Origin of the sequence: Streptomyces sp. NPDC005485 (assembly GCF_040606085.1) — a bacterium.
Taxonomy (GTDB): Bacteria; Actinomycetota; Actinomycetes; order Streptomycetales; family Streptomycetaceae; genus Streptomyces.
In genome coordinates this window covers 48,951-75,308 of the sequence record NZ_JBEXDZ010000015.1, presented here as the reverse complement: position 1 = coordinate 75,308, position 26,358 = coordinate 48,951, and the positions used below count along the sequence as shown (strand labels likewise).

Genomic DNA, 26,358 nt, shown 5'->3' with positions numbered 1-26,358 from the left:
CATCCTCCCTCACGACCAGGTCCCCCCACGACCGTCCCCAACGACCGTCACCCGCAACTGTCCTCACGACCATGGAGAGCGTTGAAACGGTCCCGCGACCAGGCCGCGTCCGAACTGTTCGAGGCCTTGTATCCACGCCTGGCCGGCTGGTGCCGCCGGCTCGTCGACGACGACGGGACGGCCCACGAGATCGCCTCGGAGGCGTTCACCCGGCTCTGGGCCCGGTGGACGTCCGTGGAGGAGCCGCGCGGCTTTCTCTACGTGACTGCGGCGAACCTGGTCCGGGACCACTGGCGCAAGATGGAGCGCGAGCGCAAGGCGCTCCGCCGGGCCGGCACGGAAGCGGCGGTCCGCCCCCACACCGAGGACGTGGACCCGTCCGTACGCCTCCTCGTGCAGTCCCTGCCGGAACGGCTGCGCGTGCCGATCCTCCTCCACTACTACGCCGACATGCCGATCCGGGAGGTGTCCGTGCTGACCGGGCGCAAGGAAGGAACTGTCAAGGCCGACCTCCACGCGGCCCGCGAAATGCTCCGCGCCCACCTGAGGAGAAGCCTTGACCACACGCTTTGACGACGGCCCGGACTTCGACCCCGACGACCCCCTCGCCGTCATCCTGCGCCCGCCGTCCTCCGACTACCTGGCCCCGCCGCCCGACCGGTACGAGACGATCCGCCGCACCGCCTCCCGCCGCCGCCTGCGCCGAGCCGCCGCGGGCGTCACCCTCTCCCTGGCGGCCGCGGCCCTCATCGCCCTGCCGCTGCACTTCGCGGGTCCCGAGCGGCCCAGCACCCCGACAGTCCCGCTGGCCCCGCCGCCCGCGACCAGTCCCACGCCGCCGCGCCCCACCGGGCCGGCATCCCCCGAGCCCAGCAGCCCCACTTCCACCCCCGCCCCCCGGACCGCCGTGCCCAGCGCCCCGGCCGGCACCGCCCGCTCGACGCGCACGTACGCCCCGTCGGCCACCCCGCCCTCGGCCCGCGCCGAACCGTCGACGGATGGCACCAGGGCCGTCCCGACCACCCAAGGCACCGCCGGACGGTAGTGGGCAGGACCCCGGCTCCGCCTCGACCCGGTGACCGATGCCCGCGCCCCTTGCTTCAGCCCTCGACGCTTCAGCCCTCGACCCCGGTGGAGGAGTGGGCGGCACCGACGGGCTTGGACTCGGGGGATCCGCGTTGGCGCAGGTAGACCGAGAGGATGGCCATCGAGGCGACGGCCAGGAGTTCGGACTGCCAGTTCTGCAGCGTCCGATTCCAGAAGTCGGCGGAGCCCAGGTACTGCACCCACGAGATGGGTGCCTGGAGTTGCCGCAGGTGTTCCTCGTTGTAGGCGGCCGTGCCGCTGATGGACTGGGCCAGCCAAGACCACAGGAAGATGACGGCCATGACGACGCCCAGGGAACGCGAGTACAGCGTCTGCCGCCATCCCTTTTCGGCCGCCCAGGCCGGTGAGGAAGGACTCGCGTGGTCGCCGACCTTCTGCTCCCGGTCACTCTCCACGCCGATCTTGTGGAGTTCCTTGGACTCGGGTGAACCGCGCTGGACCAACCAGACGGTGCCGAAGACGTAGAGGAAGAACTGCAGGTACTCCGACTGCCAGTTCTCGGTGACGTCCACGGCGAAGTCGGAGGTCGCGAGGTACGGGAGGAACCCGATCGGCTGCAGCCCGTCGGTGACGAGCTGGTTGTTGAAGTCGGCATGGCCGGTCACCGCCTGCCCGGCGAGGCTGAGCAGGAAGCCGATGCCGAAGGCGAGGGTCAGGCTGTTGTCCTTCACGAACCGTGTCGGGCGGCTCACCGGTGCATCAGCCCCACTGCCGTGAAGTAGCCGAGACCGACGCCGACCGTCAGCAGGACCAGCGTGAACAGGGTGCGCATGGTCGCCCGCTCACCCGCCTTTCACCTTGCATTGATACGGCTGCTCAGGGCGCGGCACGCAGCCCGCCGCGGTGACCCTCCACCCGGCCGGGAAGACCGACAGGAACAGGGTGTCGGTGTCGAGGACGACCTGTGCCTGGCGCCCGTAGACGTGCACCTTTCGCACCGCTCCCGCGTAGGACAGTTGCTCCTCGGGGAGGGCCTTGGTGCAGGGGGACTCGGCGGACTGCTCCACCTCCTGCCGGGTTGCGGGGGCCAGCGCCGCGCAGGCGTGGGATGCGTCGGCCCGCCGGACGCTCTCCTCGAAACGCAGGGCCGCCCGCGACGCGGCCGCCTCCCGCTCCCCGAGCGTGCTGCAGCCGCTCAGACAGACCACGCCGGCCAACACCACCAGCCCGGTGCACCTCCAGCGCGACAACGAGACCTCCGCTTGTCCGTACGTCAGGGCTGTCGGGCCATGCTGATGCGGCGCCGGCTGCGGTGCACGGCAGCCGCGCCGTATCCGGTGCGAACACAGGGCGTTCGGGCTAGAGCGGTTGCGCCGGATCGATCGGGCCGGATCGATCGGGCCGGACCAGTCGGGCATGACCAGTCGGGCCAGAGCGGTCCGAGGGGTTGACGGAGGCTCGTGTGACGGCCACTTTGGAGGACATCTGATTGTGGGAGCGCTCCCATGAGACGGGGAGGAGGGCCTGCCCGGCCGGGGCGCCCAAGGGGCGGTCCGCGACGCCCTCGGCAGCGTTACGTCCATCCGTCAAAGGAGTGACCCTGTGCAGACGCCCCGTCAGTTGTCCCGAAGGACGCTCGTCAGTGCCGCCGCCGCGGGCGTCGTCACCGCCGTCGCACCCCCCGCGCAGGCGTCCGGTGTCCGGGCCCGCTACCGAACGGTGGGCCGAGTCGTGAAGGCCGGTGGCGGGTTTGTGCAGTACACCTGGCCCGGCATCTACTTCGAGGGCCGGTTCCGGGGTACCGGGGTCGGCATCGTCCTCGACGACTCCGACAACGACTACGACGTCCGGATCGACGCAACGACCGTGGCCACACTGGTGACTCCGGGCCGGACCACGTCCTGGATCGACGGCCTCTCCGACGCCGAGCACAGCGTGCGGCTCGTCAAGCGCACGGAAAGCCCCTGGGCCGTGGGCCGGTTCGGCGGGTTCGTCGCCGCGCCCGGGGGTGCGGTCCTGGCCGGGCCCCGGGCGCGGAGCAGGCAGATCGAGTTCATCGGCGACTCCTACACCGCGGGCTACGGCAACGCCTCCACCGTCCACGACTGTTCGGGCAACGGCGGAGTCAACCGCAACAGCAACGCCGACCTGGCCTTCGGCGCCCTCACCGCCCGGCGCCTCGACGCCGACTACCAGATCAACGCCTACTCCGGCCGGGGCATGGTCCGCAACTACAACGGAAGCAGCCCCGGTACGGACTTCCGCACCTACTACGACCGCGCGCTGCTGAACGTCGACGGCGACGTCTGGCGCAAGCCCGACACCTGGCAGCCGCAGGTCGTCGTGGTCGGCCTGGGCATCAACGACTTCTCGACCCCGCTCAACGCGGGCGAGCCCTGGACCACGCAGGACGACCTGATCGCCGCCTACGAGACGGCCTATCACGGCTTCATCGACAAGCTGCGTGCCCGGTACGGCAGCAGGACGTTCATCGTGGTCAGCGCCACCTATGTCGCCAACACGCCCGCGTTCGCCCAGACCGCCCTGCGCATCGTCCAGACACGCAACCGCCGGGGCGACAGCCGGGTCCGCTACTGGTACTACGACGGCCCCGGCCTCGACTACCTCGGGTGCGACTGGCACCCCTCCTTCCACGACCACCGGATCATCGCCGGGCTGCTCGACGACTACCTGGCCACTCTTCCGCTGCGCTGGTAGTCAGGGGCGCCCCGGCGTCTCCCGTATAGCGTTCACTCCCCTTCATTGCAACGTCAATGAGGGGGAGTGTTGCGTTAAAAGTACACCTGTTGCAACGATTTATTGCCTCTCACCTGCAGTGATGATGTTCGAGTGCAACAACATCGTTGCCGATCTAGCGAACGCAACGTAGCGTTTCCGGAGTCAGAAACACTGAACTCAAGGAGCGCACCATGCAGAAGTTCGCCACCTCCGCCCCGATCGCCGCCGTCCTCGACATCCCCGCCGGACTCATCCGGTTCATCGCCGCCGACCGGGCCGACACCACGGTCGAGGTCCGGCCCGCGGACGCCTCCAAGAACCGCGACGTGAAGGCGGCGGAACGGATCACGGTCGCCTACGAGGACGGGGTCCTGCGGATCGAGACCCCGGCAGCGGGCAACCGGATCCTCGGCACTTCCGGCTCCGTCGAGGTGACCGTCCAACTGCCCGCCGGCTCGCACGTCGAGGCGAAGGCGGCCCTGGCCGAGCTGCGGGGCGTGGGCCGGCTGGGCGACGTCGTCTTCGAGGGCGCGCAGGCCACGGTCAAGCTCGACGAGACCGCCGGCGCGCGGCTCACCCTCCAGGCCGGCGACGTCTCGGTCGGCCGGCTGGGCGGCGCCGCGGAGATCAGCACGCAGAAGGGCGACATCCGGATCGCCGAGGCCGTACGAGGCACGGTCGAACTGCGTACCGAGGCCGGCGAGATCTCGGTCGGCGCCGCCCCCGGGGTCTCCGCCTCCCTGGACGCCGGCACCGGCTACGGCCGGATCCACAACGCGCTCAAGAACACCGACGGCGCCGAGGCCGGCCTGAACATCCGCGCGACCACCGCCCACGGCGACATCACCGCCCGCAGCCTCTGACCCGAAACCGACGAAAGCCGCCCTCTGTCACGCAACCGGCAACCAGCAGCCAGCAACCGACAACCCGCAACCCGCAACCCGCAACCCGCAACCCGCAAAGGAGAACTCTGATGAAGTCGCCGCTCGCACAGAAGCCCGCGACGGCGACTCCGGCCGGCCCTGGACCCGTCGCCTCCTTCATACGGTTCGTGATCCTGGGAGGCGGCGTCGGAGTCCTCTCCAGCTTCGCGGTACCGCTGTCGGCCAGGATCATGCCCTGGGTGGTCTCGAACGCGATCGTCACCGTCGTCTCCACCCTGCTGTGCACCGAACTCCACGCCCGCTACGCGTTCGGCAAGGGCCGCGGCGCCGGATGGCGGGAGCACGGCCGGTCCGCGGCCTCGGCCGTCGCCGCCTACCTGGCGACCAGCATCGCCGTGTTCGTCCTGCATCTGACGCAGGCCTCCCCCGGCATGCAGACCGAGCAGCTCGTCTACCTCAGCGCCTCCGCCCTCGCGGGCACGGCCCGCTTCGCCGTCCTGCGCCTCTATGTCTTCGCCACCAAGGGGACGGGGCCGCAGGCCGGCGTGCCTGCGGCCCCGGTGGGGTGCTGGGGTCAGGACGGGTCGCCGTACTGGAGACCGCGTCCGTTGGTGCCGATGTAGACGCGTCGATCCGCCACTCCTGGGAGGCGGAGGAGCTGTCGGTCTGCTGCTCGGCGGCGGCCGCGCGGGCGGTCGAACCGCCCGCTATGCCCAGCACTTTGCCGCTGTTGCGGTTCACCAGCTCGTAGTAGCCGCCGCCGGTGGGCCTCAGCTTCCACTGCTGGTTGGCGGTGTGCTGGTCGGTAACCTGCTGGATACGGGTGCTGTCAGCCGTGGAGAAGCCGTTGACGTCCATCACCTTGCCGCTGCGGACGGAGACCAGCTGGTAATAGGCCGCGCTGTCGACCGGCGCGGCCTGCGATTCCTCCTGTGTGAACAGGAGATACGGCACGACGACGGCGGCGGGGATGCCGAACAGCAGACCTGTGGCGGTCCAGCGGCGGCGGTGACGCCCGCGGCGCCCGCCGTTCGTGGGGTCTGGGTCTTTCACGGGGGGTGTTCTCCTTGCGTACCGTGCACCAGAGGAAGGGCGAATCCAGGCACTGGAGGGACCGGATCCGACTCCTTGTGGTCACAGGGCACGCATAGGGTTGCCGCGCAGAAAACCCCAGATCGCTGACCTGGGGTTTCGGAGCGGGCCTGGGTTCGGCGGGCCGGGGTTCAGCGCACCGGGAAGCCGAAGGAACAGCCCTGCTGCTTGAGCCAGGGGAGGATCCGGCGCAGCGCCTCGACGGTCTGGGAGCGGTCGCCGCCCGCGTCGTGGAAGAGGAGCGTCGGACCGTTGGACAACTCCCGCTGGACGGTGGCGACGATGGTGTCCGTGCCCGGCCGCTCGAAGTCCTTGGTGTCGACGTTCCAGCCCAGCGGGCGCATGCCCCGGGAGGCGGCGAGCTTGCGGCTGTAGGGGGTGAAGGCTCCGCCGGGCGCGCGGTAGTACATCGGCCGTACGCCCCCGGACGCCTTGGTGATCATGCGTTCGGCGTCGAGTATCTGCTGCGACTGGTAGGCCTGGGGCTTCTTGTCCATGGTGGTGTCGTGCGACACCGAGTGGTCGCACAGCCGGTGCCCGGCCGCGACCACCTTCTTCACGAGGTCCGGGTGGGCCTGCGCCTGCGTCCCCACCATGCAGAACGTGGCCTTCACCCCGTACTCCCGCAGCACGTCGAGCACTTGAGGGGTCCACACGGGGTCCGGGCCGTCGTCGATGGTGATGTTGACGCCGCGCGGGCCCTTGTCCGAGGCGTGCGCGATGGTCACCGCCACCGCCTTGACGCCGCCGCCCGCGGCGCCCGCCGCGGGCGGCGCGACCGCGCGAGGCGTCGAGCGGTCCACGCCATCGGCCTGCGCGGTCCACACCGAGGCACCCACGGTCAGCAACGTCACCCCGAGCGCCGCCCCGAACACCTTGCCGTACCAGCCCCGCCCGCCACCGTGCCGTGCCATGTCCGCCCCGCTTCCCGCAGTTCTTCGCCGACCCCTCGGTCATCTCCCGACCACCTGGCAGGACGAGCAATGGCGCCCGCAGGATCCGTCTGTTACCGATCACGGACAATTCCGAGGAAGTCCACGGGAACCGCGGCGGCGTCAGCGGCAACGTGAGAGCCACGGTCACCGCCTGGCCGGCTCGGTGCCGTCGGGCGTTCTCGTACCGTCGGCGGCTGCACCGCGTCGCGCCGGCGAATCGAGCGCGGGTGAGGCCCCTCTGGGCGGTGCGGATGAGGCCCCTCAGGGCGGTGGCGGACGGCAAGTGATGACAGGTGCCCTCGGCCGGGGCGTGCGTGCCGCATGTGACGTTTGAGTCCGCAGGTGCGCTGGGTACGACGGGCTGCCTGTGTGATGGCTGTGCCCAAGTCGTGGGAATGAAGCGGGGGATGAGAGTGGCTCAGCGTGCAGCACGTCATCGGCGTTCGGTGAAGCGTCGTGTTCTTGCCGGGTTTTCGGTCGCCGCGGCGGCCGGGATCGCGGTGACCGCGACGGTGGCCATGAATGCCGAGGCCGCGTGGACGTCGACGTGGAACGTGTCGGCCTCCGGCTGGACCCCTGACGATTCCCCCACGGTGTCGGTCGACCGGCAGGGCGACGCCCTGCTGGCCTGGAACGCCTGCGACCTGTCGACGCCGGGCTGCTACTACCGGATCCAGACCAGAGTGAAGACCGCGAGCGGTACGGTGACGGCGATCCGCACCCTGTCGCCCGACGGCGCCGCGCCGTCCTGGCCGGAGGCCGCCTCCGACGACACCGGCGACTCGGCGGTGGTCTGGCAGCAGGACAGCCAGGTAGTGGGCCGCCGGGTCTCGGCCTCCGGCAGCCTCGTCGGACCGCTCCAGAAGCTGTCGACGTCGGCGCCGGCGACCACCCCGGCGGTCGCCGTGACCCCGGGCGGCACCGCGATGGCGGTCTGGACGGAGATCCGCGACGGCAGCTGGTACGCGGTCGCCCGCCGCCTCAAGCTCGACGGCACGCTCGGCGCGGCCATCACCCTCGGCAGCGGCTCCGCCGAGAAGCCGGCCATCGGCGTCGACCGAGGCGGCCAGTTCGTCGTCGCCTGGGTGCGCGGCTCGGAAGTCGTGGCCAAGCGGATCACGTCGACGTCGGTCTCCTCGACGAAGGTGCTCACCACACCGATCGCGGCGTACGGCGGTTTCGGCATGGTGCGGATCGGCGTGGACCGGGACGGTGACGCGGTCGTCAGCTACCACTCCGGCGGCGGTGACCGCTCGCAGGTCTGGGCCTCGCGCTGGAGCCGCACCGGCACGCTGTCGTCGCCGCTGCGCATCTCGGCGTCCACGGACAACGTGGGCTTTCACCACGCCCTCGCCACCGACCTCGACGGCGACTCGATGATCGTGTGGACCCGCTACACCAACGGCAAGCTGGAGCTGGCCGGCCGCCGGCTGTCCGCGGCCGGCACCAGGGGTACCGTCACCAGCCTCGGGCTCGGCGACCGGCCGGACCTGGCCCTCGACGACGACGGCGACGGCATGCTCGTCTTCCACACGGTCGTCCCCAAGTCGACGCCCCCGTACAGCTACACCAAGGCCGGCGCCCGCCTGATCAGCCGCGGCGGCACCTTCGGCACCACGAAGACACTCACGTCGGACGGCAAGGTCCCCCAGGTCGACACCCGCCCGACCTCCCGGTTCACGGTGATCTGGCAGCAGGAGAGCTTCCCGTACACGATCAAGTCGGTCACCGGCCCCTGACCGGCCTCGACTGCCCCGCCGCTCCCGCTCGGCGGGTTCCCGATCTTCCCTCTGGCAAGGAGATACATGCGCAAGCGCGCTGCCTTCGCTCTGCTCGGTGCCGTCACCGCGCTGGCCGGCTTCACTGCCGCCGGTGCCTACGCGGGCGAGACCCAGACCGACGTCCAGATCAGCAACGTCTCCTTCGACGGTGGCAAGGACATCGTGGTCGGTCTCGACGCCAAGACGGTCACGGTCTCAGCAACCTTCACCCACCCGTCGGGCATCCAGGACGCGGACTTCGTCCTGTGGCGTGGACCGGATGGCGCGAACCCCTACGAGACCTACGACGACCGCATCGTGTCGAACGAGTACTACTCCCATGCGGACTGCGTCGCCTCCAGCGCCACCACCTCCACCTGCTCCCAGACGATCTCCCTCGAGCCGGACTGGAAGTACGGCGGCACCGCGCTCACCAACGCCCACGCCGGCACCTGGAAGGTCAGCGTGCAGGGGGTGGCCAATGACGACACCTGGACCCACACGGCGAGCTACACCACGACCCGCCTGCAGCGGAGCGCCAAACTCACTGTGAACGCGAGCCCGGAGCCGATAGCCAAGGGCAAGACCCTCACCGTCACCGGCAAGCTCACCCGGGCCGACTGGGACAATCTCGATTACCGGGGTTACACCAACCAGCCGGTCAAGCTCCAGTTCCGCAAGGCCGGCACCACCACCTACACGACGGTCAAGACCGGCTACACCTCCAGCACCGGCAGCCTGACGACCACGGTTGCCGCGGCCGAGGACGGCTACTGGCGCTGGAACTTCGCAGGCACCTCCACCACCCCGCCCGCCAAGGCGACCGGCGACTTCGTGGACGTGCAGTAACCCGATCCGGACAACAAAGAACCCCCAGGTCCCTGACCTGGGGGTTTCGCATGGAACGGGTGACGAGAATCGAACTGACGGTCCCGCTTGGGGAGGTTCTTAAGCGTCGGGCGTGAGACCAGGCATCTGCCCGGGCATCGACTTGAGGTCCTGCTGCCGCACGACGACGGACAGGGCTGAGCCGTCCACACCTACGGCACAACCGGCGACCGGACTGACGGGGCGACCGTAGGAGATCGTGCACAGCGGCCCGCGTACTGGTTGCTGCGTAAGGGGCTGCTCACTGCCTTCACCTCCATGAGGGGCCGATGCTTCGGAAGGCACACGCGGGATCAGGCCCTCAGAGCCATCCGCTGCGTTTGAAGCCCCGCTCAGGAAACCGAGGATTATTGATCAACGGCTGACGACGGCGCTGGGCGGCAAGGAGGTGGTTGTGGGTCCGAAGTGGCCGCTGGTCGGGGCGTCGACCGTATTCTGGGAGCCGATGGGAAGGAGCCGTTGATGAGCGTCGATGCGATCATGCACACCGAGTTCCCCGAGGGATACACGATCTTCTTCGGTGTTGACGGGAAGGTGATCATGACCCCGCAGAGCTTCGAGCACTCCAGCACGATCAAATCCATGCAGATCGACTCGCTCGCTCTCGGCAGGCATGCGAAGACCGTTTCCGACGTCTACATCGACTTCCCGGCGGACGAGAACTCCGCCCCTGACTTCGCCATCCTGCGTGAGGACGCCCAGCGGCAGGGCAAGCGCTACAGCTTCGAGGACGTGCTGCTGATCGCCGAGGTGGTGTCGGTCTCCTCCGCACGCAAGGACTACGACGACTGCACCGCCAAGTACGGCCGCTACGGCATCCCCGTCTACCTGGTGGTGGACCCGTACGCCGGCGAGGTCGTCGCCCACACCGAGCCCACTGGTACCGGTTACATCACGGCACGCACCCACAAGTACGGCACGGGCAAACTTCCGATCGAGCTGGCCGACGGCCGTACCTTCACTCTTGACCTGGATGAGCTGCCCAAGCCCGAAGCGGAGACCGGCGCTCATTGATCTGGAGGGAGGGGAATCCTCGGAGGACACCTGCGTGGGCCCGCTTGTGGGCCGTGTGCAGGGGCGTGGACGACGCTGGCGGGCCTACCTCGGCATAGCCATGCCCTGGTCCGTGACGTAGTAGTTCGCCATGCAGGTCGGGAAGGCCGAGTTGTCTCCCGCCTGTCCGCGCATCTGGGACGAGTTGCAGAACTTGTTGAGGATCTGCTGTTTTTGCTGGAAAGTCAGCCCGCCTGGCTGGTCATCGTCCGCCTGCGTCTGAGCGGACGACGATTGCGACGAGTGTCCTCGCTGTTGCCGGAGCCCAACACCCAGCCGCCCATGAGGAATGCGGTAGTGGTCTCGTACCCCGCCTGGGCGGGCGGGATCGGCGTTCGAGATCGCCTCCACCAACCTGGTTGTCGAACTCGGACTTCCGGTAGATGTTCAGGATCGGGCGCGGCCAGGCTGATCGGTCCCCTCATCGGACCGCTGGTGGCGATTCCTGTTCCTACGCCGCCGTGGCCCTGGCCCGCTCCCTCTTTCGCAAGGGAGCCGACTTCACCGCGGCGGCCGGTCGTCACCGAGCAGCCGTACGGCACGCACTGTCCATTGCCGGGTCGATGACCTGGGAGGTCACCTGGGCGCTGATTCTCGGCTTCGCGCTGTCCGCCGTCGTGCAGGCGGTGGTGCGCCGCTCCACGGTCCGACGAACTCCGCGGCGGTGAACTGCCAGCCCATCAACAGGGCCGCATCCACAGACCCGCGCCCTTCCGGAGGTGGCAGTGCTACGGGGCGAGTATCCCCCTGGGGGGTATGCCATGCCGGTGGCTCGACCCGGCATTTCGAGTTCCACCCGCGCAGGCCGTCGCGCAGGTCAGCTCCGGCCCTGGTCCGCAGACACAACGGCCTGGATCAGGCCGGGGAATCGGCGCTCCAGGTCGTCCTTGCGCAGACGCATGTACAGCCCGTTCCCGGCGTCCCGCTGATGGACCAGGCCCGCCTCGCGCAGCACTCGCCAGTGACGGGTGCGGCTGGACTTGCTCACCGGTAGGTCGAAGGAAGCGCAGAGCCGCTCCTCGTCCGGCCGTTCGGCGAGTTCGGCGATGACACGGCGCCGATTGCCGTCCGCGAGCGCCAGAAGAACGGGCCCCATCTCAAGGTCCTCGACGCGAGGGTGCTCCAACTCGTCTGCCGTCATCTCTTCACCCCTCGACAAGGTACGCGTGAGTGCGTACCTTCACCTTAGGTACGCACCCGCGCGTACCTTACCTCTGGGGGAGCCATGTCCACACCCGCCTTGTCGCGCCGCCGAGTTCTGTCGCGTCTTCGTTCGGCGCTGCGCAAGCTCCTGCTCATCGAGCATTCGCCGTTCATCACCCTCTGACCTCAAACCCTGCCGCCGGTCCTCGCCCCACCGGTCGCAGCAGTCGCATGAGGGTGGCGACGGTGGACCCGAGGCCCGGCCATGTCGCCGACCGGCCCGACCGGTCAGGCTCAGGCGCATCGACCGCAGTTCAGGATTTTCTGAATTCATGTAGTCGTGTACTGTCTTTTTGTGCTGACTGTTGCCCCTGACATCGAGGTGCTGGCGCGGTTCGGTCGCGCGCTCGCCGACCCGATCCGCTGCCGCATCCTGCTCACGCTGCGCGAGTCCCCTGCGTATCCGGCCGAGCTCGCCGACACGCTCGGCATCTCGCGCACCCGGCTCTCCAACCACCTCGCGTGCCTGCGTGACTGCGGCCTCGTCGTCACAGTGCCCGACGGCCGCCGCACCCGCTATGAACTGGCGGACGAGCGCCTCGGTCACGCGCTGGACGACCTGCGTGCCGCTGTGGTGGCTGTCGAGACGGATCGCACCTGTGCCGATGCCGACGACAAGGGATGCTGCTGATGACCGCGATATCCCTCGGCCCCTCCTTGGCCCGCCGAGACGAACTCGCCCGTCGCATACGTCTGTTGGTCACAGCGACCATCACCTACAACGTCATCGAAGCGATCGTCGCCATCACCGCCGGCACTCTCGCCTCATCCACCGCCCTGATCGGCTTCGGCCTGGACTCCGTCATCGAGGTCTCCTCTGCCGCTGCGGTGGCCTGGCAGTTCTCCGCCCGCGAGCATGCCGTGCGCGAGGCGCGCGAGAGGACAACTCTGCGGATCATCGCGCTGTCGTTCTTTGCGTTTGCCGCCTACGTCACTGTCGACGCCGTCCGCGCGCTCACTGGCACGGGGGAGGCGGAGCGCTCCATTGCCGGCATCGTGCTCGCCGCCCTCTCGCTCGCGGTCATGCCGTTCCTGTCGGCGGCCCAACGCCGCGCGGGCCGCGAACTCGGCTCGGCCAGCGCGGTCGCCGACTCCAAGCAGACGCTGCTGTGCACGTACCTCTCGGCCGTACTCCTGGTCGGCCTGGTCCTCAACGCCACCCTTGGCTGGTCGTGGACCGATCCCATCGCAGCCCTCGTCATCGCCGCCATCGCCACAAAGGAAGGCCGCGACGCCTGGCAGGGCAAGGGGTGCTGCGCGACCCCTGCGGTGACGGTACCGGCCACCGGTACTGAGGCGGACGACGGGTGTGGCTGCCGGCCAGGCTGCGATTGCTGTAACTGACCCTCCGGCGGCTCTCCGGTGCAAGGATTGCGCGGCGGCGAGGTCAGTGCGTGCACTGCGAACAGGCCGGGGACAGCTGCCGAGCGGCCGGGCCCCAATCGAGGCCGCGACCTGAGCGCGTGCCTGGTCGAGCGCGTGGGACCGGCCCGCCCCGCAACCCCGGGGGAGCGGGGATCACGCGGCTTCCTCGGTGGCCGTCGGCAGGTCGGCGAGGCGCCACTCCAGCATGCCGTCGGACAGTCGTACGGCTCGCCGCCCGCGGGCGTTGAGCAGCCGTACGGCCTCGTGGGCCAGGACGCAGTACTCGCCGCGGCAGTAGGCGACCACCTCGGTGTCGGCGGGCAACTCGGCGATACGGTCGGCGAGTTCCTCGACCGGGATGGAGAGCGCGCCGGGGATGTGCCCGGCGGCGTACTCCTCGGCCGGACGCACGTCCAGCACGACGACCACGCCCGCCTGCACGCGGGCCAGCAACTCCTCGCACCCGACCTCCTCAGGCTGGTCGTTCCCGAGATAGGCGGCGCGGGCGGCCTCGACGCCCGCCTGGTGGGTCTGGGCGACCCGGCGCAGCGTGGCGTAGAGAGCGGCGACGTCGTCTCCGGCCAGCCGGTAGTGGATGCGCACACCCTGACGGCGGGTGGCCACGAGCCCGGCCTGCTTGAGGGTCTGCAGGTGGGCCGAGGCGGTAGTCAGGTTCAGTCCGGCCGCCTTGGCGAGGGCGTCGACGGTGCGCTCGCCCTGGGCCAACAGGTCAAGCAGTTCCAGACGCTTTCCGCTGCTCAGCGCCTTGCCGGTGTGGGCGAAGGCGTCGTAGAGCGCCGACTTGCGCGCGGGGTCTCCCATGGCATCCTCCATAAATCCATGGAATATTGTACCTAGAGGCGGGCGCCGTCACCATCCGGCACCTACCGTGACACCAGGAGGACCTGATGGGCTTCGCCGACGATCACCTGATACCGCTGGTCGACGAGGGGCTGGGCAACAGCGCCTACCTCGTCGACCTGGGTGACGGGCGCGCCCTGGCGGTGGACGCGAGCCGGGACCTGCGCGCCCTGCGCACCGCCGTCGAGCGGCGCGGGCTGAGCGTCGCCTACGCCGCCGACACCCATCTGCACGCCGACTTCCTCACCGGCGCGCTCCAACTCGCGGCCGACGACGGCGCGACCGTCCTGGCCTCCGCCGCCGGACACCGCGCCTTCCCGCACACCGCGCTCGCCGACGGCGACGAGGCCGACCTGGGTGGGCTGACCCTGCGGGCCCTGGCCACCCCGGGCCACACCGACGAGCACCTGTCGTTCCTCCTCCTGGACGGCACAGGGGAGTTGGGCGTCTTCACCGGCGGCTCCCTCATCGTCGGCTCCGCCGCTCGCACAGACCTGCTCGGCGCCGACCGCAAGGAGGAACTGGCCCGCGCCCAGTACCGGTCGCTGCGGCGGCTGGCCCAACTCCCGGACGAGACCGCCGTATGGCCCACCCACGGCGCCGGCTCCTTCTGCTCCGCTCCGCCCGGCGCCGAGCGCACCACCACCATCGGCGCCCAGAAGCAGGCCAACGCCCTGCTTGCCGCGCCGGACGAGGACACCTTCGTACGGAAGCTGCTGGCGAGCCTCGGCTCCTACCCCGCCTACTTCGACCGCCTGGGCGAGATCAACCGAAGCGGTCCCGCGGTCCTCCCCAGCACCCCCACCTTCCCCGCGCTCTCGGCGGCCGGGACGCGCCAACTACTGGGCCGGGGCGCGCAGATCATCGACGTACGCCCCGTCACGGACTTCGCCCACGGCCACGTCCCCGACGCGATCTCCATCCCGCTGCGCGACCAGTTCGCCACCTGGCTCGGCTGGCTGCTGCCCGACGACACCCCGCTGGTCTTCGTCACCGCACCCGGCCAGGACCTCACCGAACTCACCTGGCAGGCCCTGAAGATCGGATACGAGCGGCTGGCCGGCCACCTGGAGTGGGCCGCGTGGCAGGCAGCGGGCGGCAAGGAACAGACCATCGACCTGGTCACCGCCGACCGCATCGCCGACCGCCCGGTCCTCGACATCCGGCAGCGGGCCGAGCACGCAGCCGGACACATCCCCGGCGCCCTCGGCATCGAACTCGCCGAACTGACCACCCGTAGCGACGAAGCGCCCGCCGGAGCCGTGGTCGCCTGCGGGCACGGCGAGCGCGCCATGACCGCCGCGAGCCTCCTCGCGCGCGCCGGCCACGACGACCTCGCCGTCCTGGTCGGCGGACCGGCCGACTGGGCCAAGGCCACCGGCCGCGAGCTGGAGTCAGGTGCGTGACCACCACTGCCACCCCCGGCGGCATACGGCTCGGACTGCGCGCCAACCTCGCCCAGTTCACCCTGCTCGTCCTGGTCAACGCCCTGGTCGGCGGCATGCTCGGCCAGGAACGCACAGTTCTGCCCCTGCTCGCCGACGACGTCTTCCACCTGTCCGCCTACACGGCCTCCCTCACCTACATCCTGGCGTTCGGCACCACCAAGGCGATCACCAACTTCTTCGCCGGCACCTTCTCCGACCGCTACGGCCGCAAGCCGGTCCTGATCGCCGGCTGGCTGATCGCACTGCCCGTGCCCGCCATGCTCGCCTGGGGCCCCTCGTGGGGCTGGATCATCGCGGCCAACGTCCTTCTCGGCATGAACCAGGGCCTGACCTGGTCCACCACGGTCATCATGAAGATCGACCTGGTCGGCCCGGAACGCCGCGGCTTGGCCATAGGCTTCAACGAAGCCGCCGGCTATGTCGCGGTCGCCGCCACCGCCATGGGCACCGGCGCCATCGCCGAACACGCCGGGCTGCGACCGGAGCCGTTCCTCCTCGGCGCCGCCTACCTGGTCCTGGCCCTGGGCCTGTCCACCGTCTTCGTCCGCGAGACCCGCGACCACGCCCGCGCCGAGGCCGCGCTGCACCCCGTACAGGCCGCCACGGACCTGACGACGGCCCAGATCGCCCGCCGCACCAGCCTCACCGACAAGGCCCTGTCCGCCGCCAGCCAGGCCGGCCTGGTCAACAACCTCAACGACGCCCTCGCCTGGGGCATCTTTCCTCTGCTCTTCGCCGCCCACGGCCTGTCCGTCACCCAGATCGGCGTCCTCGCCGCGCTCTACCCCGCGGTCTGGGGCGCCGGCCAGATGCTCACCGGCTGGTGGTCCGACCACATCGGCCGCAAACACCTCATCACCGCGGGCATGCTCCTCCAGGCCGCCGCCATCGCCCTCGTCGCCGCCGGAACCGCCTTCTCTGTCTGGGCCACCGCCCAGATCCTGCTCGGCATCGGCACCGCCCTGGTCTACCCGACCCTGCTCGCCGTCATCGGCGACGTCGCCCACCCCGCCTGGCGGGCCCGCGCCGTCGGCGTTTACCGCCTGTGGCGCGACGGCGGCTTCGCAGTCGGCGCGCTGGTCGCCGGAGTCCTCGCCGACGCCTGCAGCCTCACCACCGCCATCTGGACCGTCGCGGCCCTGACCGCCGTCTCCGGGTTCGTTGTCGCGGTCCGCATGTACGAAACTCACCCACGTCCCGCTCCGGTGGACAACTGAGACCGTGGATGTCCCTGGTCTTCGAAGCGCCGGTACATCTGGGCGGTCCAGCAGGGAGCGACGAAGCGGCTCTTCTGCTCGCGGGTGAGGCGGGAGGCGCGGCCGTCGCTGAGGTCGAGGACCGGGCTTGGGTTCGCCGGGGAAGAGGTTGCGCATTCCGGTGATCCAAGCCTCGCGGAACAGTCGTGCGCCGCGAGCGTCTCGGGCGCACGGGGGAAGGCCGGGGCCGCGGTGCGGTCCCGGCCTCCCTGTGGTTACGGGATCCCTGTGCGTTACGGGATCGGGATCACCGGACGGTGGCCTTGCTCTGCACGAGATACGCCGAGCCCGATGCCGGCTTGATCGTGGTGGAGTTCGTGCGCACCGTGGCGTTGCGGACCGTCAGGCCGGTCCTGGCGCTGATGGTGACCGAGTTCAGGGTGATCCCGGTGACGGGCCGTTCGGGGACGCCGATGATCTGACCCGCCTCGGTGGCGCCGGTCGCGGTGATGCCGGAGATGGTGATGTCGTGGTAGTTCGGGGTGCTGCTGGTGACCGCCTGGGCGGCGTCGCCGTCCGCGGGGACCTTCGGGTAGTAGCCGACGACCTGGATGGGCGTCCGCACGTTCGTCATCTTCAGGTTCCGGTAGGTGATGTCGTGGACCTCGCCGCCCCGGCCGCGCGCGGTCTTGATCCGGACGCCCGCGTTGGTACCGCTCAGGGTGTTGTCGTGGATGTCGATGTCGTGGATGCCGCCCGCGGTGAAGCTGCCGATGGACAGTCCGTGGCCGTGCAGGATCATGCAGTTGCTCAGTGAGATGTCGTGGGCGGGTCCGCCCTGCGGCGAGGAGTCGATGGCGATGTCGTCGTCACCGGCGTCGATGGTGCTGTTGGTGACCGCGACGTGGGACGACGACCAGACGTCGATGCCGTCGGTGTTGGGGGAGTCCGCCGGCGACGAGATCGTGATCCTGTCGATGGTGCCGTCGGTGACCTTCTTCAGGGTGATGTGCACGTTGGGCGCGTTCTTCAGCGTGATGCCGGTGATCTTCACGCCGGAGGCGTCACCGATGTCGACCAGGCCGGGCCGGGACGACGGCGTCTTGCCCGCCGCGTACTCGGCCCTGGTCCGGGTCCACCAGGGACCGCCCTGGCCGTCGATCGTGCCCGAGCCGTTGATGGTGAGGTTCTTCGCCCCGGACGAGGACAGCAGCGGGGCGAGCCTCGATCCCGAGGAGGGATAGTCCGCGGCGTTCTGCGAGGCGAGCAGGGTCGCGCCGGAGTCGAGGGTGAAGGTGAGGTCGCCGGGCAGGGTCAGGGCGCCCGAGAGGTACTTGCCGCTGGTCAGTTCCACCGTGCCCTTGCCCGCGCAGGCGTCGATGGCCTTCTGCAGGGCGGCCGTGTCCTTCGTGACGCCGTCTGCCTTGGCTCCGTAGGCGGTGGGCCTGCAGACCGTGGCGGACGTGGTGGTGGTCGTGCCGGTTGTGGTGACGGGGTTCCAGCCGTCCGAGCCGGCCAGGTACTTCTGCGGGGTGTAGTCCGCCGCCTGGGCGTCGCTCAGCTGCCGCCGGTTGGAGTTGACCGTCGCGCCGGCGCCGGCGTTGCGGTACTCGCTGAAGCGGGCGTTCTTCCAGGTGGCGCTGGACATGTCGCTCCAGGGCTGCCCGGTCTTCACGAACGGCCCGATGGTGGACTCGCGGTAGAGCACCTGCCCGTCCTGCCGCCACGGGCGGCCCAGGCTGCTGGTGCCCGCGGTTCCGGAGCCGGTGATGTCCGACTTGTAGAAGAGGAATCCGTAGCGGCGGGCCGCCGGAGTGCTGGCGGCGGTGAGGTAACCGCCGTTGCCCACCTCGTGGATCTCGGACCGGTCGAAGACCCCGATTCCGGGGCCGAAGACGAAGTCGACGGTGCCGGACACGTAGGACTTCAGGAAGTAGGCCCGCGCGGACTCGTTGAGCAGCAAGGTGTCCTGGTGGCCGAGGATCCGCACGTTGGTGAAGACCGCCCGGTCGGAGGACAGGCTGAGCGCCACCGCCTGGCTGGTGCCGACGGTCCCCTTGTCGTAGTCGTTGGAGAGGGTCAGGTTGGATGCCGAGAAGTCGTGCCCGCTGACGAACGCGGTCGCGCTGCCGTTGGTTCCGTACGGCGTCCCGTCCGGCTTCTTCGCGTCGGCCGGGTGGTTCTCCACCAGCACCACGTCGGAGGGGGCGGACCCGAGGCCCTTGAGCGTCACGTAGGGCTTGTCGGCCGGGACGGTGAAGACGCCCCGGTAGGTGCCCTTCTTGACGGCGATGGTCACCGGCTTGGTGTTGTTCGCCGGGACCTTGTCGATCGCCGCCTGGACGGTCCTGGCGTCGCCGGTGCCGTCGGCCGCCACCGTGATGGTCTTGCCCGAGGGGGCCGTGGGCGCGGGCGAGGGCGCGGTGCTCGGTGTGCTGCCGACCGCGGTCAGCGACCAGCGCTTGTTGCTGTTGGTGGTGCAGGTCTCCTGGATGACGGCGGCACCGGGCGCGGTGCTCGCCCCCGCGTCGCTGACGCACAGGCCGTTGCCGGCGTTGACGATCTGGTACGTGTTGTCCCGGGCCGGCTTCAGCGTCCACATCTGGTTGGTCTGACCGGTTCCGCAGCCCCACTGCTGGAGGCGTGTGCCGGAGGCGGTGGAGGCGCCGGGGACGTCGAGGCACAGGCCACTGGCCACGGACTTGATGCCGAACCTGCCCGACCCCCGGTCGACCAGCGTCCACTGCTGGTTGCTCTGCCCCGCTCCGCAGCCCCACTGCTGGATCAGCGTGCCGGGGGACTTGCCGCTCCCGACGAGATCCATGCACTGGCCGCTCTTGGCGACCGCCAGGGTGTACGTGCCCGCCTTGACACCGGTCGCCTGGTCACCTGAGTTCGTCACCACGGTGGCCGCCGTCGCGACCCCGCCCAGGACGACGAGGGCGGCCACGCCGGCCGGCCCCGCGATACGCCACCGGGGCCGCTTGCTCCGGGCCCGCTTGCCGCGACTTAGGTACATGCCGTTCGGTTTCCTTCCTCCGCTGACACCACGGAGATCTCCGCTGTCATCACGGAGACGGCCCACCGCCACGGCCCATAACAAGTCCCGTCACACAAATTCCCGAAGCCGCCCGGAAGTTGCCCCGGATCCACCCCGGAGGTGCCCCAAACCAGGCCCGGTGCCTGCTAGGGCGACCGGCGTGCCATCATGACCGCTTCCGCCGAGCGATGACTCTGTGAGGATGCTTTGCGCAAGGCTTCAGCTCGGCCCGCAGCGGCTGACACGACCGCGCGGCCGTCGGGCACCGACCTGGTGAACGCCGCCCGCTCCGGTGACACCGACGCACAGGCGGCCCTCTTCCACGAGTACCTGCCCCTGATCTACAACGTGATCGGGCGAGGTCTGCACGGCCATCCGGACGTGGACGATGTCGTCCAGGAGACGATGCTGCGCGCTCTGCGGGCGCTTCCCCGGCTGCGGGAACCCGAGCGGTTCCGGTCCTGGATCGTGGCCATCGCGATCCGGCAGATGCATGATTACGGGAGGCGTCAGAAGGCCTCCTCGGTCCGCCACTTGGCGCTGACCGACGCGGACGACATACCCGACTCCTCCGCCGACGTCGCCGAACTCACCGTGGACCGGCAGACGTTGGCCCGCGCGGGCAGTGATCTGCTGGAGGCCGGCCGCTGGCTCAGCGACGACCAACGCCGGGAGATGGCACTGTGGTGGCAGGAGGCCGCCGGTCAGTTGAGCCGCCAGCAGGTCGCCGAGGCCATGAACCTGAGCGTTCCCCACACCGCCGTACGCCTCCAGCGGATGAAGGCCAAGCTCCAGCTCGCCGTCGGCGTGCTCGCCGCGTGGCGGGCCCGACCCCGCTGCCCCGAACTCGGCGCACTGACCGACGGCGGTCCGCCCGCCCCAGGGGCGCGGGTGCTGGCCAAGCTCGGCCGCCATGTGACGGACTGCCCGCGCTGCCAGGCGGCGGTCAGTTCCTGGGGCTCCGTCGACAGCCTGCCGATCCGGCTCAGCGGCCTGGCGGTCCCGGCCGGCCTGGCGGCGGGCATCCCCTCCCTCGTCGCCCGGCACGGCACGGGTCACGGCCTGCTGTCTTCACTGTGGCACAGCCTTCACCGGATGGTCTCCGCCAAATCCACCGCGGTCGTCGGCGCCACGGTGACCCTGACCGCCGTCATCACCCTCGCGGTCCACCAGTACGCCCCCCACCCGCACGACGGTCCGGCGGCACGCGGCCCGTTCCCGTCCCCGGCCACGAGCGTCGAGCACCTGCCCGGCTCCGCCCCCTCGGCGTCGCGGTCGCCGCGGTCCGCCACTGCGACGACCGGCGCCCGTGCCTACTCCGGTGTCGCGACCGCCGACTACTACGTCGCCCCCGACGGCGACGACACCAATCCGGGTACCCTGGCCCGGCCGTTCGCCACGGTGACCCGGGCGGCCGCCAAGGCCCTGCCCGGTCAGACGGTCGCCGTCCGCGGGGGCACTTATCACCCGGGCGACACGATCGCCCTCAAGTCGTCCGGTACGCCGTCCCGCCGCATCACGGTGAGCAACTACCGGGACGAACGGCCCGTGTTCGACGGATCCCGGCTCCCGTCCCGCGCCTGGTTCGTCGTCCAGAGCGGCGCGTATGTGACGGTGCAGGGCATCGAGATCGTACACGCACCCGACGTCAGCTACGCCTGCGACTCCTGCCATGACGACGTCTTCACCCGTCTGAGCGTCCATGACAACGTCCGGGGCGGACTGCTGTTCCGCGGCACCGGAACACACGACAACCGGGTGCTGAACAGCGACTTCTTCAACAACCACGAGACCGGCCCCCAGGGCGGATACGCCGACGGTCTGGTGTTCCGGGACGGTACCGGCACGGGAAACAGGATCCAGGGATGCCGCAGTTACGACAACTCCGGCGACGGCATGGACATCAGCGGTTTCACGGGCGCCGTCACCATCGATCACACCTGGTCGTTCGGCAACGGCGTCAACCGCTGGGGCCTAGTGGACTTCTCCAGCGGGGGAAGCGGCTTCAAACTCGGCGGGGATACGACGGCCCAGGCCGCCCAGATCACCACGGACAGCGCAGCCTGGGACAACGCCGGCTTCGGATTCACCGAGGTCGGCGACAGGGCGGCCCCACGGCTGACGAACGACACGGCCTATCGCAACGGGGCTGCGGGCTTCGCCTTCGTCCACTCCGCCGCGACGCTCCAGCACAACCTCGCCCTGGCGAACCACCCCGAATCGTGGCTGGGCGACGCGGCACGGCAAACCGGCAACTCGTGGAACCAACGGGGCTGGACGACGACGGCACTGCACCTCACCGAAGCCTCGAAGACGACCGCCCCGCGCGGCCCGGACGGAACCCTGTCCGCCACACCGTTCCTGAGCAACACCCGCGACAGCGGGATCGGCGCCGAGATGTCCTGATCGGTGCGACCGAGGGGAGTCGACGCGGTGCGACGGCGGGACCGGCCCAGCGCCACTGCCCATGCTGAGCTCTCGCCGCACGTGGCCCGACCGAGGTGCGCACAGTCCGGCACTGGGACGGGGCCTGTGGAGTCGGCTCGGCTGGTCCCCGTCAACGGGACATGGGAAAGCACACCGGATACATCAATCCGGTACATGGACTACGCTTGGTACATGTCCATGAAGCGCACGAACGTCTACGCCGACCCCGAGGACCTGGCCATCATCAAGGAGGCCGCCAAGCGCCGGGGTATCAGCGAGGCCGAGATCATCCGCCAGGGCATCCACCTTGCGGCCATGGCGAACCGGGTCTGGGACGAGCCGCTGTTCTCGCGCACCTTCGAGGGGCCGGGGCGCACGCCGTCCAAGTCGGAGGTCCGCGACACGGTCGCCGACGCCGCCCGGCGTGAGGCCGGCTCGGGTTCCGGATCCGCCGCGTGATCATTGTTATCGCCGATACGTCCGGCCTTCTGGCAGCCCTGGACTCGTCTCATCCGGAACACGGGGCGGCGAACGAGGCGATCATGGCGGCCGGCCTACTGGTCATGTCCCCGCTCCTGCTGGCCGAACTGGATCACGTGGCGACGCGTGAGCTCGGCAGGGAGGCCGCCCTCAGCGCGGTCGACGACCTGCGGCGCTGGATGAGCCGGGGGCGTGTCGTCCTGCCGGAGATCACGGAGGACCACCTGGGTGCCGCCCAGTCTGTCCGTGTCCGCTACCGCGCGCTGGACCTCGACCTCGCCGACGCGGTGAACGTGGCGCTTGCCGCCGACTACGACACGGACGCGATTCTCACCCTCGACCGACGGGACTTCCGGGCCGTACGCCCGTTGGGCCGCTACAAGGCGTTCCGGGTACTCCCCGAGGACCTTCCGCTCTGACGCAGGGTCCTCGGCGGTCAAGTGCCCCCTCCCGCAAGGGGCTTGTGCACCGGCCACGACGAAGCACGTGCAGGACGGTTGTCGCCCTCGCCCGGGGGACAGCGGGCTGAGGGCTCGCCTCCGGCTCATCTACGTGAAAGTGCAGGTCACCGCCACGCTGCGACGCGATTGGGGCGCCCCCGCGAGGCGCGCTTGCCCTCTACGTGCCCGATCTCGGGGCGCAGAAATGCCCGCAAAACGCAGCAACGGCTCCCCAATGAACAAGCCCCAGGTCGCTGACCTGGGGCTTCAGAAAAGAGCGGGTGACGAGAATCGAACTCGCACTCTCAGCTTGGGAAGCTCAGGTGACACAGACGTGGGCATCCTTCTGGCCTGCGACAGGACTGTGCTAGCACCTGATAGGTGCACGTTGTGTTTCCCGCTGTTCCCCGTGGTTCCCCGCATGACCTGGCACGGTTCTGGCACGACCTCTTTTCCGATCCCTCGGCTAGGAGGCCATCGGGGTGCCTCCGGCGGGGCCCGGCGCTCAGGGACTGCGGCGCGAGTGATTCAGCCCGATCCTGGATGGGGCAAGGAGTACCGAGAGTGGACGTACGCGAACGCTGGGGGTGACGCCATGGCACGGGGGTATCGAATCCGGGCACGGCGGGTTGTCGCACCGGTGGTGGTGCTAGGTGCGGCCGCCGGGGTGGTGGCGTTGTTGGAGCTGGAGGAGCAACCATCGTGGCTGGCGTGGTGCCCGCCGTGGCTTGCGGCTGTGGCAATCGCGGTTCTGGGCGTGGTCGGGGCAGGAGGGCTGGAGCAGTGGGCCGCCCGTCGCCAAACCATGGCTGAAGAGGAATATCGCGCGGTGGACCGGTTGCGCCAGCATCTCGGCCGCCAGGAGCGATTGCCGCGGATCGGCGCTGGGGGAGCTGACGGATTGATGCTTCGTGTGCACGAAGCGATCCCGCCTGATCCGCCTGTCCAGCCGACGACAGCAGCGCAGGAGTCTCAACGAGCGGGCTGGCTGCACCGCAGGCGCCAACCCATGCACCAGCCACAGCTAGGCCCGGATCCTTACTTTCCCGTCTTCGTTGAGCGTGACGCTGGTGAGCGGGTGCGCACCTGGATGGGTACCGCTAGCCGGGAGGGAGGGTTCCTGGTACTGGTGGGAAACTCGTCCGTTGGAAAAACCCGGCTGCTGTACGAGTCGGCCCGCAAGGAACTGCCCGACTTCGCAGTTCTCGCGCCAGATTTGGGAGACGGTGGCTTGGTCAACACCCTAGCCAGCGTTGCCTTTCCCCTGCCAAAACTGCTCGTGTGGCTGGATGAACTGCAACGCTTCCTTCCCGGCCCCTACCATGTGACTGACGAGCAGGCCAACTACAGCCCTCTGTCCGCGGCGGCGGTCCGTAAATTGCTAACTGCGGACACGCCTGTGGTCATAGTGGGAACGCTGTGGCCGCAGTACGCAACCGAGTTGCGTGGCAGTGAGTCGGCGACAGCGCCCGGTGGCCAGCGGCCCCGCTACCCGGCGGCCATGGACATTCTCAGCAGTGCGGCAGTGACCGAGATTCCGTTGGAGTCGTTCTCGCGCACCGAGCGTTCCCGAGCAGCAACTCTTGCGGCACGGGACTCACGCCTGGCCCGAGCGGTAGCCGACACCGACTACAACGTCACCGAGGCCCTCGCCGGTGCCCCACAAATCATGCGCCGCTATCAACAGGCCACGGACCTCAACAAGACCATAATCCACGCGGCCGTCGATGCTCGTCGCCTTGGCATACAAGCCCCCCTGTCCACCGATCTGCTGCGCGCCGCGGCCCGCGGATATCTCACTAGCGTTCAACCCGATGACAGTTGGTTCGATCAAGCCCTGGCCGAACTCACCAGCACAATACGCCGTGACGACCGAGCCACCGCTCCCCTCATTATCATTCCAACCGCTGATCACCGTGGTGTACGCGGCCTCACGGTCGCCGATTTCCTCCTGCAGGACCTTGTCCGTCAACGCCGCAGCATCCGGGTGCCCTCGCACACCTGGCACGCTTTCATCGACCACGTCACCGACTACGACGACCGCTGGAGACTCGCCGACAGCGCCAGACGCCGACTGTTGCCCCAGAAGGCGCAAGCGCTCTACACCATCCTTGCCCCTGACGACCCCAACGCCGCCACGCGGCTGGCTGCCTTGCTAGCTGAGCGGGGTGACATCGATGCATTGCGTGCCGGTGCCGACGCTGGCGACCGTCATGCCGCTCGCGCCCTCGTTGAGCTACTGCTGGAGCAGGGCAACCTTGATGAGGCCAAGGACATCTTGCGGGCCCGTGTCGACGCCGACGACTCTTACGCTGCCCGGCGGCTGGCACGTTTGCTGATTGAGCACGGCGATGTTGGCGAAGCCATGGACATGTTGCGGACCCGTGCAGACGCCGGCGACTTCGACGCTGTAGGCGAGCTGGCTGCCTTGCTAGCTCAGCAGGGTGACGTCGACGCGTTGCAGGCTCGTGCCGACGCTGGCGATCGTCATGCCGCTCGCCAGTTGACAGGAGTACTGGCCAAACGGGGGGACCTCGACGCGCTGCGAACCCGCGCTGACGTCGGCGACTTCTATGCCGCTGGCGCACTCGCCGAGCTGCTGACGGGCCAGGGCGACGTCCATGAGGCCAGCGATGTACTCCGGGCGCGCGCCGACGCCGGCGATAGGGCTGCCGCAGGCGAATTGGCTAGGTTGCTTGCCAGGCAGGGTGACGTCGACGAGTTGCGGGTGCGCGCCGACGCTGGCGATTCCATTTTCGCGCGTCGACTGGCTAGTTTGCTGTTTGAGCAAGGCAACCAGGGTGAGGCCATCGACATATTGCGGGCCCGCGCCGACGTCGGAGACGGGCTGGCCGCGGCCGAACTGGCGAAGCTGCATGCCAAACAGGGGGACACCGAGGCTCTGCGGGCACGTGCCGATGCTGGCGATAGGGCCGCTGCCGACCAACTGGATCACTTGCTGGCTGAGCAGAGCGACCTCAGCGAGGCCATCGTCAAATTGCGGGCACGTGCCGATGCTGGCGACACCTACGCCATTGGCCTACTGCCAGAGCTGCTGATTAGGCATGGCGATATTGATGAGGCCATCCAGTTGCTCCGCGCCCACGACAGAGTCGCGCGTAACGTTAGTGGACTGGCATGGTTGCTAGCCGAAAAGGGTGATACCGAGATGGCCATTCACCTTCTTCGCACCTTCGAGGACTCTCCTCTTGCCGCGCATCGGCTGGCCCAGTTGCTGGTCGAGGAGAACCGCATTGATGAGGCCATCGACACACTCACGACGCACGCCGACGCCGGCGATTCTCTTGCCGCTGATGACTTGGTCAAGTTGCTGGCCAGAGAGGGAAACATTGACCGGCTTTACGACGAAGTACACGCAGGTACGCACGGTGCGGATCAGGAGCTGATCAGCTTCCTCGCGGCTCGCGGCGAACCCGAGTGCGCAGAAAGATTGCGCATCGAGGGCTTCGATGCCGAAGATCCTGTTTGACCTTCGCTAT

General features: G+C 69.2%; 23 protein-coding genes and 1 pseudogene. 17 read left to right on the top strand and 7 right to left on the bottom strand.

Going from position 1 to position 26,358, the window contains the following annotated elements:
* Nucleotides 1-81: 81 nt before the first annotated feature.
* Both ABZS97_RS08295 and ABZS97_RS08290 read left to right on the top strand, forming a co-directional pair.
* On the top strand, nt 82-573 hold the full coding sequence (locus ABZS97_RS08295) for an RNA polymerase sigma factor (protein WP_356134983.1): 492 nt from the start codon (nt 82-84) through the stop codon (nt 571-573).
* On the top strand, nt 557-1,045 hold the full coding sequence (locus ABZS97_RS08290; RefSeq protein WP_356134981.1) for a hypothetical protein: 489 nt from the start codon (nt 557-559) through the stop codon (nt 1,043-1,045). Before ABZS97_RS08295 ends, ABZS97_RS08290 begins: the two co-directional genes overlap by 17 nt.
* A 70-nt stretch (nt 1,046-1,115) precedes the next feature.
* On the opposite strand, the gene ABZS97_RS08285 is transcribed toward ABZS97_RS08290, so the two are convergent.
* Both ABZS97_RS08285 and ABZS97_RS08280 read right to left on the bottom strand, forming a co-directional pair.
* The gene (locus ABZS97_RS08285) at nt 1,116-1,799 is read right to left on the bottom strand and encodes a DUF6766 family protein (RefSeq protein ID WP_356134978.1); all 684 of its coding nucleotides are present in this window, start codon (nt 1,797-1,799) and stop codon (nt 1,116-1,118) included.
* A 90-nt stretch (nt 1,800-1,889) separates the two neighbouring features.
* Entirely contained in the window at nt 1,890-2,297 is a 408-nt protein-coding gene (locus ABZS97_RS08280; RefSeq protein ID WP_356134976.1) for a hypothetical protein, read from the bottom strand.
* Between the two features lie 352 nt (nt 2,298-2,649).
* Between ABZS97_RS08280 and ABZS97_RS08275 the strand changes: the two genes are divergently transcribed.
* The 3 genes from ABZS97_RS08275 (at nt 2,650) to ABZS97_RS08265 (ending at nt 5,293) form a co-directional block, all read left to right on the top strand.
* Complete coding sequence (locus ABZS97_RS08275) at nt 2,650-3,765, top strand: SGNH/GDSL hydrolase family protein (RefSeq protein ID WP_356134974.1); 1,116 nt, start codon at nt 2,650-2,652, stop codon at nt 3,763-3,765.
* A gap of 212 nt (nt 3,766-3,977) precedes the next feature.
* Entirely contained in the window at nt 3,978-4,649 is a 672-nt protein-coding gene (locus ABZS97_RS08270) for a DUF4097 family beta strand repeat-containing protein (RefSeq protein WP_356134972.1), read from the top strand.
* Nucleotides 4,650-4,759: 110 nt separating this feature from the next.
* Entirely contained in the window at nt 4,760-5,293 is a 534-nt protein-coding gene (locus ABZS97_RS08265; protein ID WP_356134970.1) for a hypothetical protein, read from the top strand.
* Here the strand turns inward: ABZS97_RS08265 and ABZS97_RS08260 are convergent.
* Nucleotides 5,250-5,723, bottom strand: a pseudogene (locus ABZS97_RS08260) (RICIN domain-containing protein); the annotation flags it as partial. The gene ABZS97_RS08265 and the pseudogene ABZS97_RS08260 overlap by 44 nt on opposite strands.
* A gap of 170 nt (nt 5,724-5,893) precedes the next feature.
* A complete protein-coding gene (locus ABZS97_RS08255; RefSeq protein WP_356134968.1) occupies nt 5,894-6,676 on the bottom strand; it encodes a polysaccharide deacetylase family protein in 783 nt (260 codons plus the stop codon).
* 467 nt (nt 6,677-7,143) lie between these two features.
* On the opposite strand from ABZS97_RS08255, the gene ABZS97_RS08250 reads away from it, so the two are divergent.
* From ABZS97_RS08250 to ABZS97_RS08235, 4 genes are all read left to right on the top strand, one after another.
* Entirely contained in the window at nt 7,144-8,436 is a 1,293-nt protein-coding gene (locus tag ABZS97_RS08250) for a hypothetical protein (protein WP_356134966.1), read from the top strand.
* A gap of 66 nt (nt 8,437-8,502) precedes the next feature.
* Entirely contained in the window at nt 8,503-9,306 is an 804-nt protein-coding gene (locus ABZS97_RS08245; RefSeq protein ID WP_356134964.1) for a calcium-binding protein, read from the top strand.
* A gap of 501 nt (nt 9,307-9,807) precedes the next feature.
* Nucleotides 9,808-10,359 (top strand): Uma2 family endonuclease, encoded by a 552-nt coding sequence (locus tag ABZS97_RS08240; RefSeq protein WP_356134962.1) that lies wholly within the window; start codon nt 9,808-9,810, stop codon nt 10,357-10,359.
* A gap of 500 nt (nt 10,360-10,859) precedes the next feature.
* The gene (locus ABZS97_RS08235) at nt 10,860-11,066 is read left to right on the top strand and encodes a hypothetical protein (protein WP_356135007.1); all 207 of its coding nucleotides are present in this window, start codon (nt 10,860-10,862) and stop codon (nt 11,064-11,066) included.
* 149 nt (nt 11,067-11,215) lie between these two features.
* On the opposite strand, the gene ABZS97_RS08230 is transcribed toward ABZS97_RS08235, so the two are convergent.
* Complete coding sequence (locus tag ABZS97_RS08230; protein WP_356134960.1) at nt 11,216-11,539, bottom strand: helix-turn-helix transcriptional regulator; 324 nt, start codon at nt 11,537-11,539, stop codon at nt 11,216-11,218.
* Between the two features lie 357 nt (nt 11,540-11,896).
* Here ABZS97_RS08230 and ABZS97_RS08225 point away from each other — a divergent pair, with 357 nt between their 5' ends.
* Both ABZS97_RS08225 and ABZS97_RS08220 read left to right on the top strand, forming a co-directional pair.
* Nucleotides 11,897-12,232 (top strand): metalloregulator ArsR/SmtB family transcription factor, encoded by a 336-nt coding sequence (locus ABZS97_RS08225; RefSeq protein WP_356134958.1) that lies wholly within the window; start codon nt 11,897-11,899, stop codon nt 12,230-12,232.
* On the top strand, nt 12,223-12,945 hold the full coding sequence (locus tag ABZS97_RS08220) for a cation transporter (RefSeq protein ID WP_356134956.1): 723 nt from the start codon (nt 12,223-12,225) through the stop codon (nt 12,943-12,945). The genes ABZS97_RS08225 and ABZS97_RS08220 overlap by 10 nt, the downstream gene beginning before the upstream one ends.
* Before the next feature lie 174 nt (nt 12,946-13,119).
* Here the strand turns inward: ABZS97_RS08220 and ABZS97_RS08215 are convergent, their stop codons facing one another.
* Nucleotides 13,120-13,788: a metalloregulator ArsR/SmtB family transcription factor gene (locus ABZS97_RS08215; RefSeq protein WP_356134954.1), complete on the bottom strand. Its 669-nt coding sequence runs from the start codon at nt 13,786-13,788 to the stop codon at nt 13,120-13,122.
* A gap of 86 nt (nt 13,789-13,874) precedes the next feature.
* On the opposite strand from ABZS97_RS08215, the gene ABZS97_RS08210 reads away from it, so the two are divergent.
* Together ABZS97_RS08210 and ABZS97_RS08205 are read left to right on the top strand one after the other, a co-directional pair.
* Nucleotides 13,875-15,233: an MBL fold metallo-hydrolase gene (locus tag ABZS97_RS08210; RefSeq protein WP_356134952.1), complete on the top strand. Its 1,359-nt coding sequence runs from the start codon at nt 13,875-13,877 to the stop codon at nt 15,231-15,233.
* The gene (locus ABZS97_RS08205; protein WP_356134950.1) at nt 15,230-16,492 is read left to right on the top strand and encodes an MFS transporter; all 1,263 of its coding nucleotides are present in this window, start codon (nt 15,230-15,232) and stop codon (nt 16,490-16,492) included. Before ABZS97_RS08210 ends, ABZS97_RS08205 begins: the two co-directional genes overlap by 4 nt.
* A gap of 286 nt (nt 16,493-16,778) precedes the next feature.
* Here the strand turns inward: ABZS97_RS08205 and ABZS97_RS08200 are convergent, their stop codons facing one another.
* Complete coding sequence (locus tag ABZS97_RS08200; protein ID WP_356134948.1) at nt 16,779-19,490, bottom strand: pectinesterase family protein; 2,712 nt, start codon at nt 19,488-19,490, stop codon at nt 16,779-16,781.
* Nucleotides 19,491-19,718: 228 nt separating this feature from the next.
* Here ABZS97_RS08200 and ABZS97_RS08195 point away from each other — a divergent pair, with 228 nt between their 5' ends.
* The 4 genes from ABZS97_RS08195 (at nt 19,719) to ABZS97_RS08180 (ending at nt 26,348) form a co-directional block, all read left to right on the top strand.
* Nucleotides 19,719-21,917: a sigma-70 family RNA polymerase sigma factor gene (locus tag ABZS97_RS08195; RefSeq protein WP_356134946.1), complete on the top strand. Its 2,199-nt coding sequence runs from the start codon at nt 19,719-19,721 to the stop codon at nt 21,915-21,917.
* A gap of 213 nt (nt 21,918-22,130) precedes the next feature.
* Nucleotides 22,131-22,397, top strand: coding sequence for a CopG family transcriptional regulator (locus ABZS97_RS08190; protein WP_356134944.1), 267 nt, complete (start codon nt 22,131-22,133; stop codon nt 22,395-22,397).
* The gene (locus tag ABZS97_RS08185) at nt 22,394-22,837 is read left to right on the top strand and encodes a PIN domain-containing protein (protein WP_356134942.1); all 444 of its coding nucleotides are present in this window, start codon (nt 22,394-22,396) and stop codon (nt 22,835-22,837) included. Before ABZS97_RS08190 ends, ABZS97_RS08185 begins: the two co-directional genes overlap by 4 nt.
* A 697-nt stretch (nt 22,838-23,534) precedes the next feature.
* A complete protein-coding gene (locus ABZS97_RS08180; protein WP_356134940.1) occupies nt 23,535-26,348 on the top strand; it encodes a hypothetical protein in 2,814 nt (937 codons plus the stop codon).
* The last annotated feature ends 10 nt before the right edge of the window (nt 26,349-26,358 follow it).

Bases quoted from the DNA above. Each gene is read 5' to 3' on its own strand.
- ABZS97_RS08240 (WP_356134962.1), top strand. From the start codon at position 9,808: ATGAGCGTCGATGCGATCATGCACACCGAGTTCCCCGAGGGATACACG.
- ABZS97_RS08220 (WP_356134956.1), top strand. From the start codon at position 12,223: ATGCTGCTGATGACCGCGATATCCCTCGGCCCCTCCTTGGCCCGCCGA.
- ABZS97_RS08270 (WP_356134972.1), top strand. From the start codon at position 3,978: ATGCAGAAGTTCGCCACCTCCGCCCCGATCGCCGCCGTCCTCGACATC.
- ABZS97_RS08215 (WP_356134954.1), bottom strand. From the start codon at position 13,788: ATGGGAGACCCCGCGCGCAAGTCGGCGCTCTACGACGCCTTCGCCCAC.
- ABZS97_RS08210 (WP_356134952.1), top strand. From the start codon at position 13,875: ATGGGCTTCGCCGACGATCACCTGATACCGCTGGTCGACGAGGGGCTG.
- ABZS97_RS08230 (WP_356134960.1), bottom strand. From the start codon at position 11,539: ATGACGGCAGACGAGTTGGAGCACCCTCGCGTCGAGGACCTTGAGATG.
- ABZS97_RS08245 (WP_356134964.1), top strand. From the start codon at position 8,503: ATGCGCAAGCGCGCTGCCTTCGCTCTGCTCGGTGCCGTCACCGCGCTG.
- ABZS97_RS08265 (WP_356134970.1), top strand. From the start codon at position 4,760: ATGAAGTCGCCGCTCGCACAGAAGCCCGCGACGGCGACTCCGGCCGGC.
- ABZS97_RS08190 (WP_356134944.1), top strand. From the start codon at position 22,131: ATGTCCATGAAGCGCACGAACGTCTACGCCGACCCCGAGGACCTGGCC.
- ABZS97_RS08200 (WP_356134948.1), bottom strand. From the start codon at position 19,490: ATGTACCTAAGTCGCGGCAAGCGGGCCCGGAGCAAGCGGCCCCGGTGG.
- ABZS97_RS08255 (WP_356134968.1), bottom strand. From the start codon at position 6,676: ATGGCACGGCACGGTGGCGGGCGGGGCTGGTACGGCAAGGTGTTCGGG.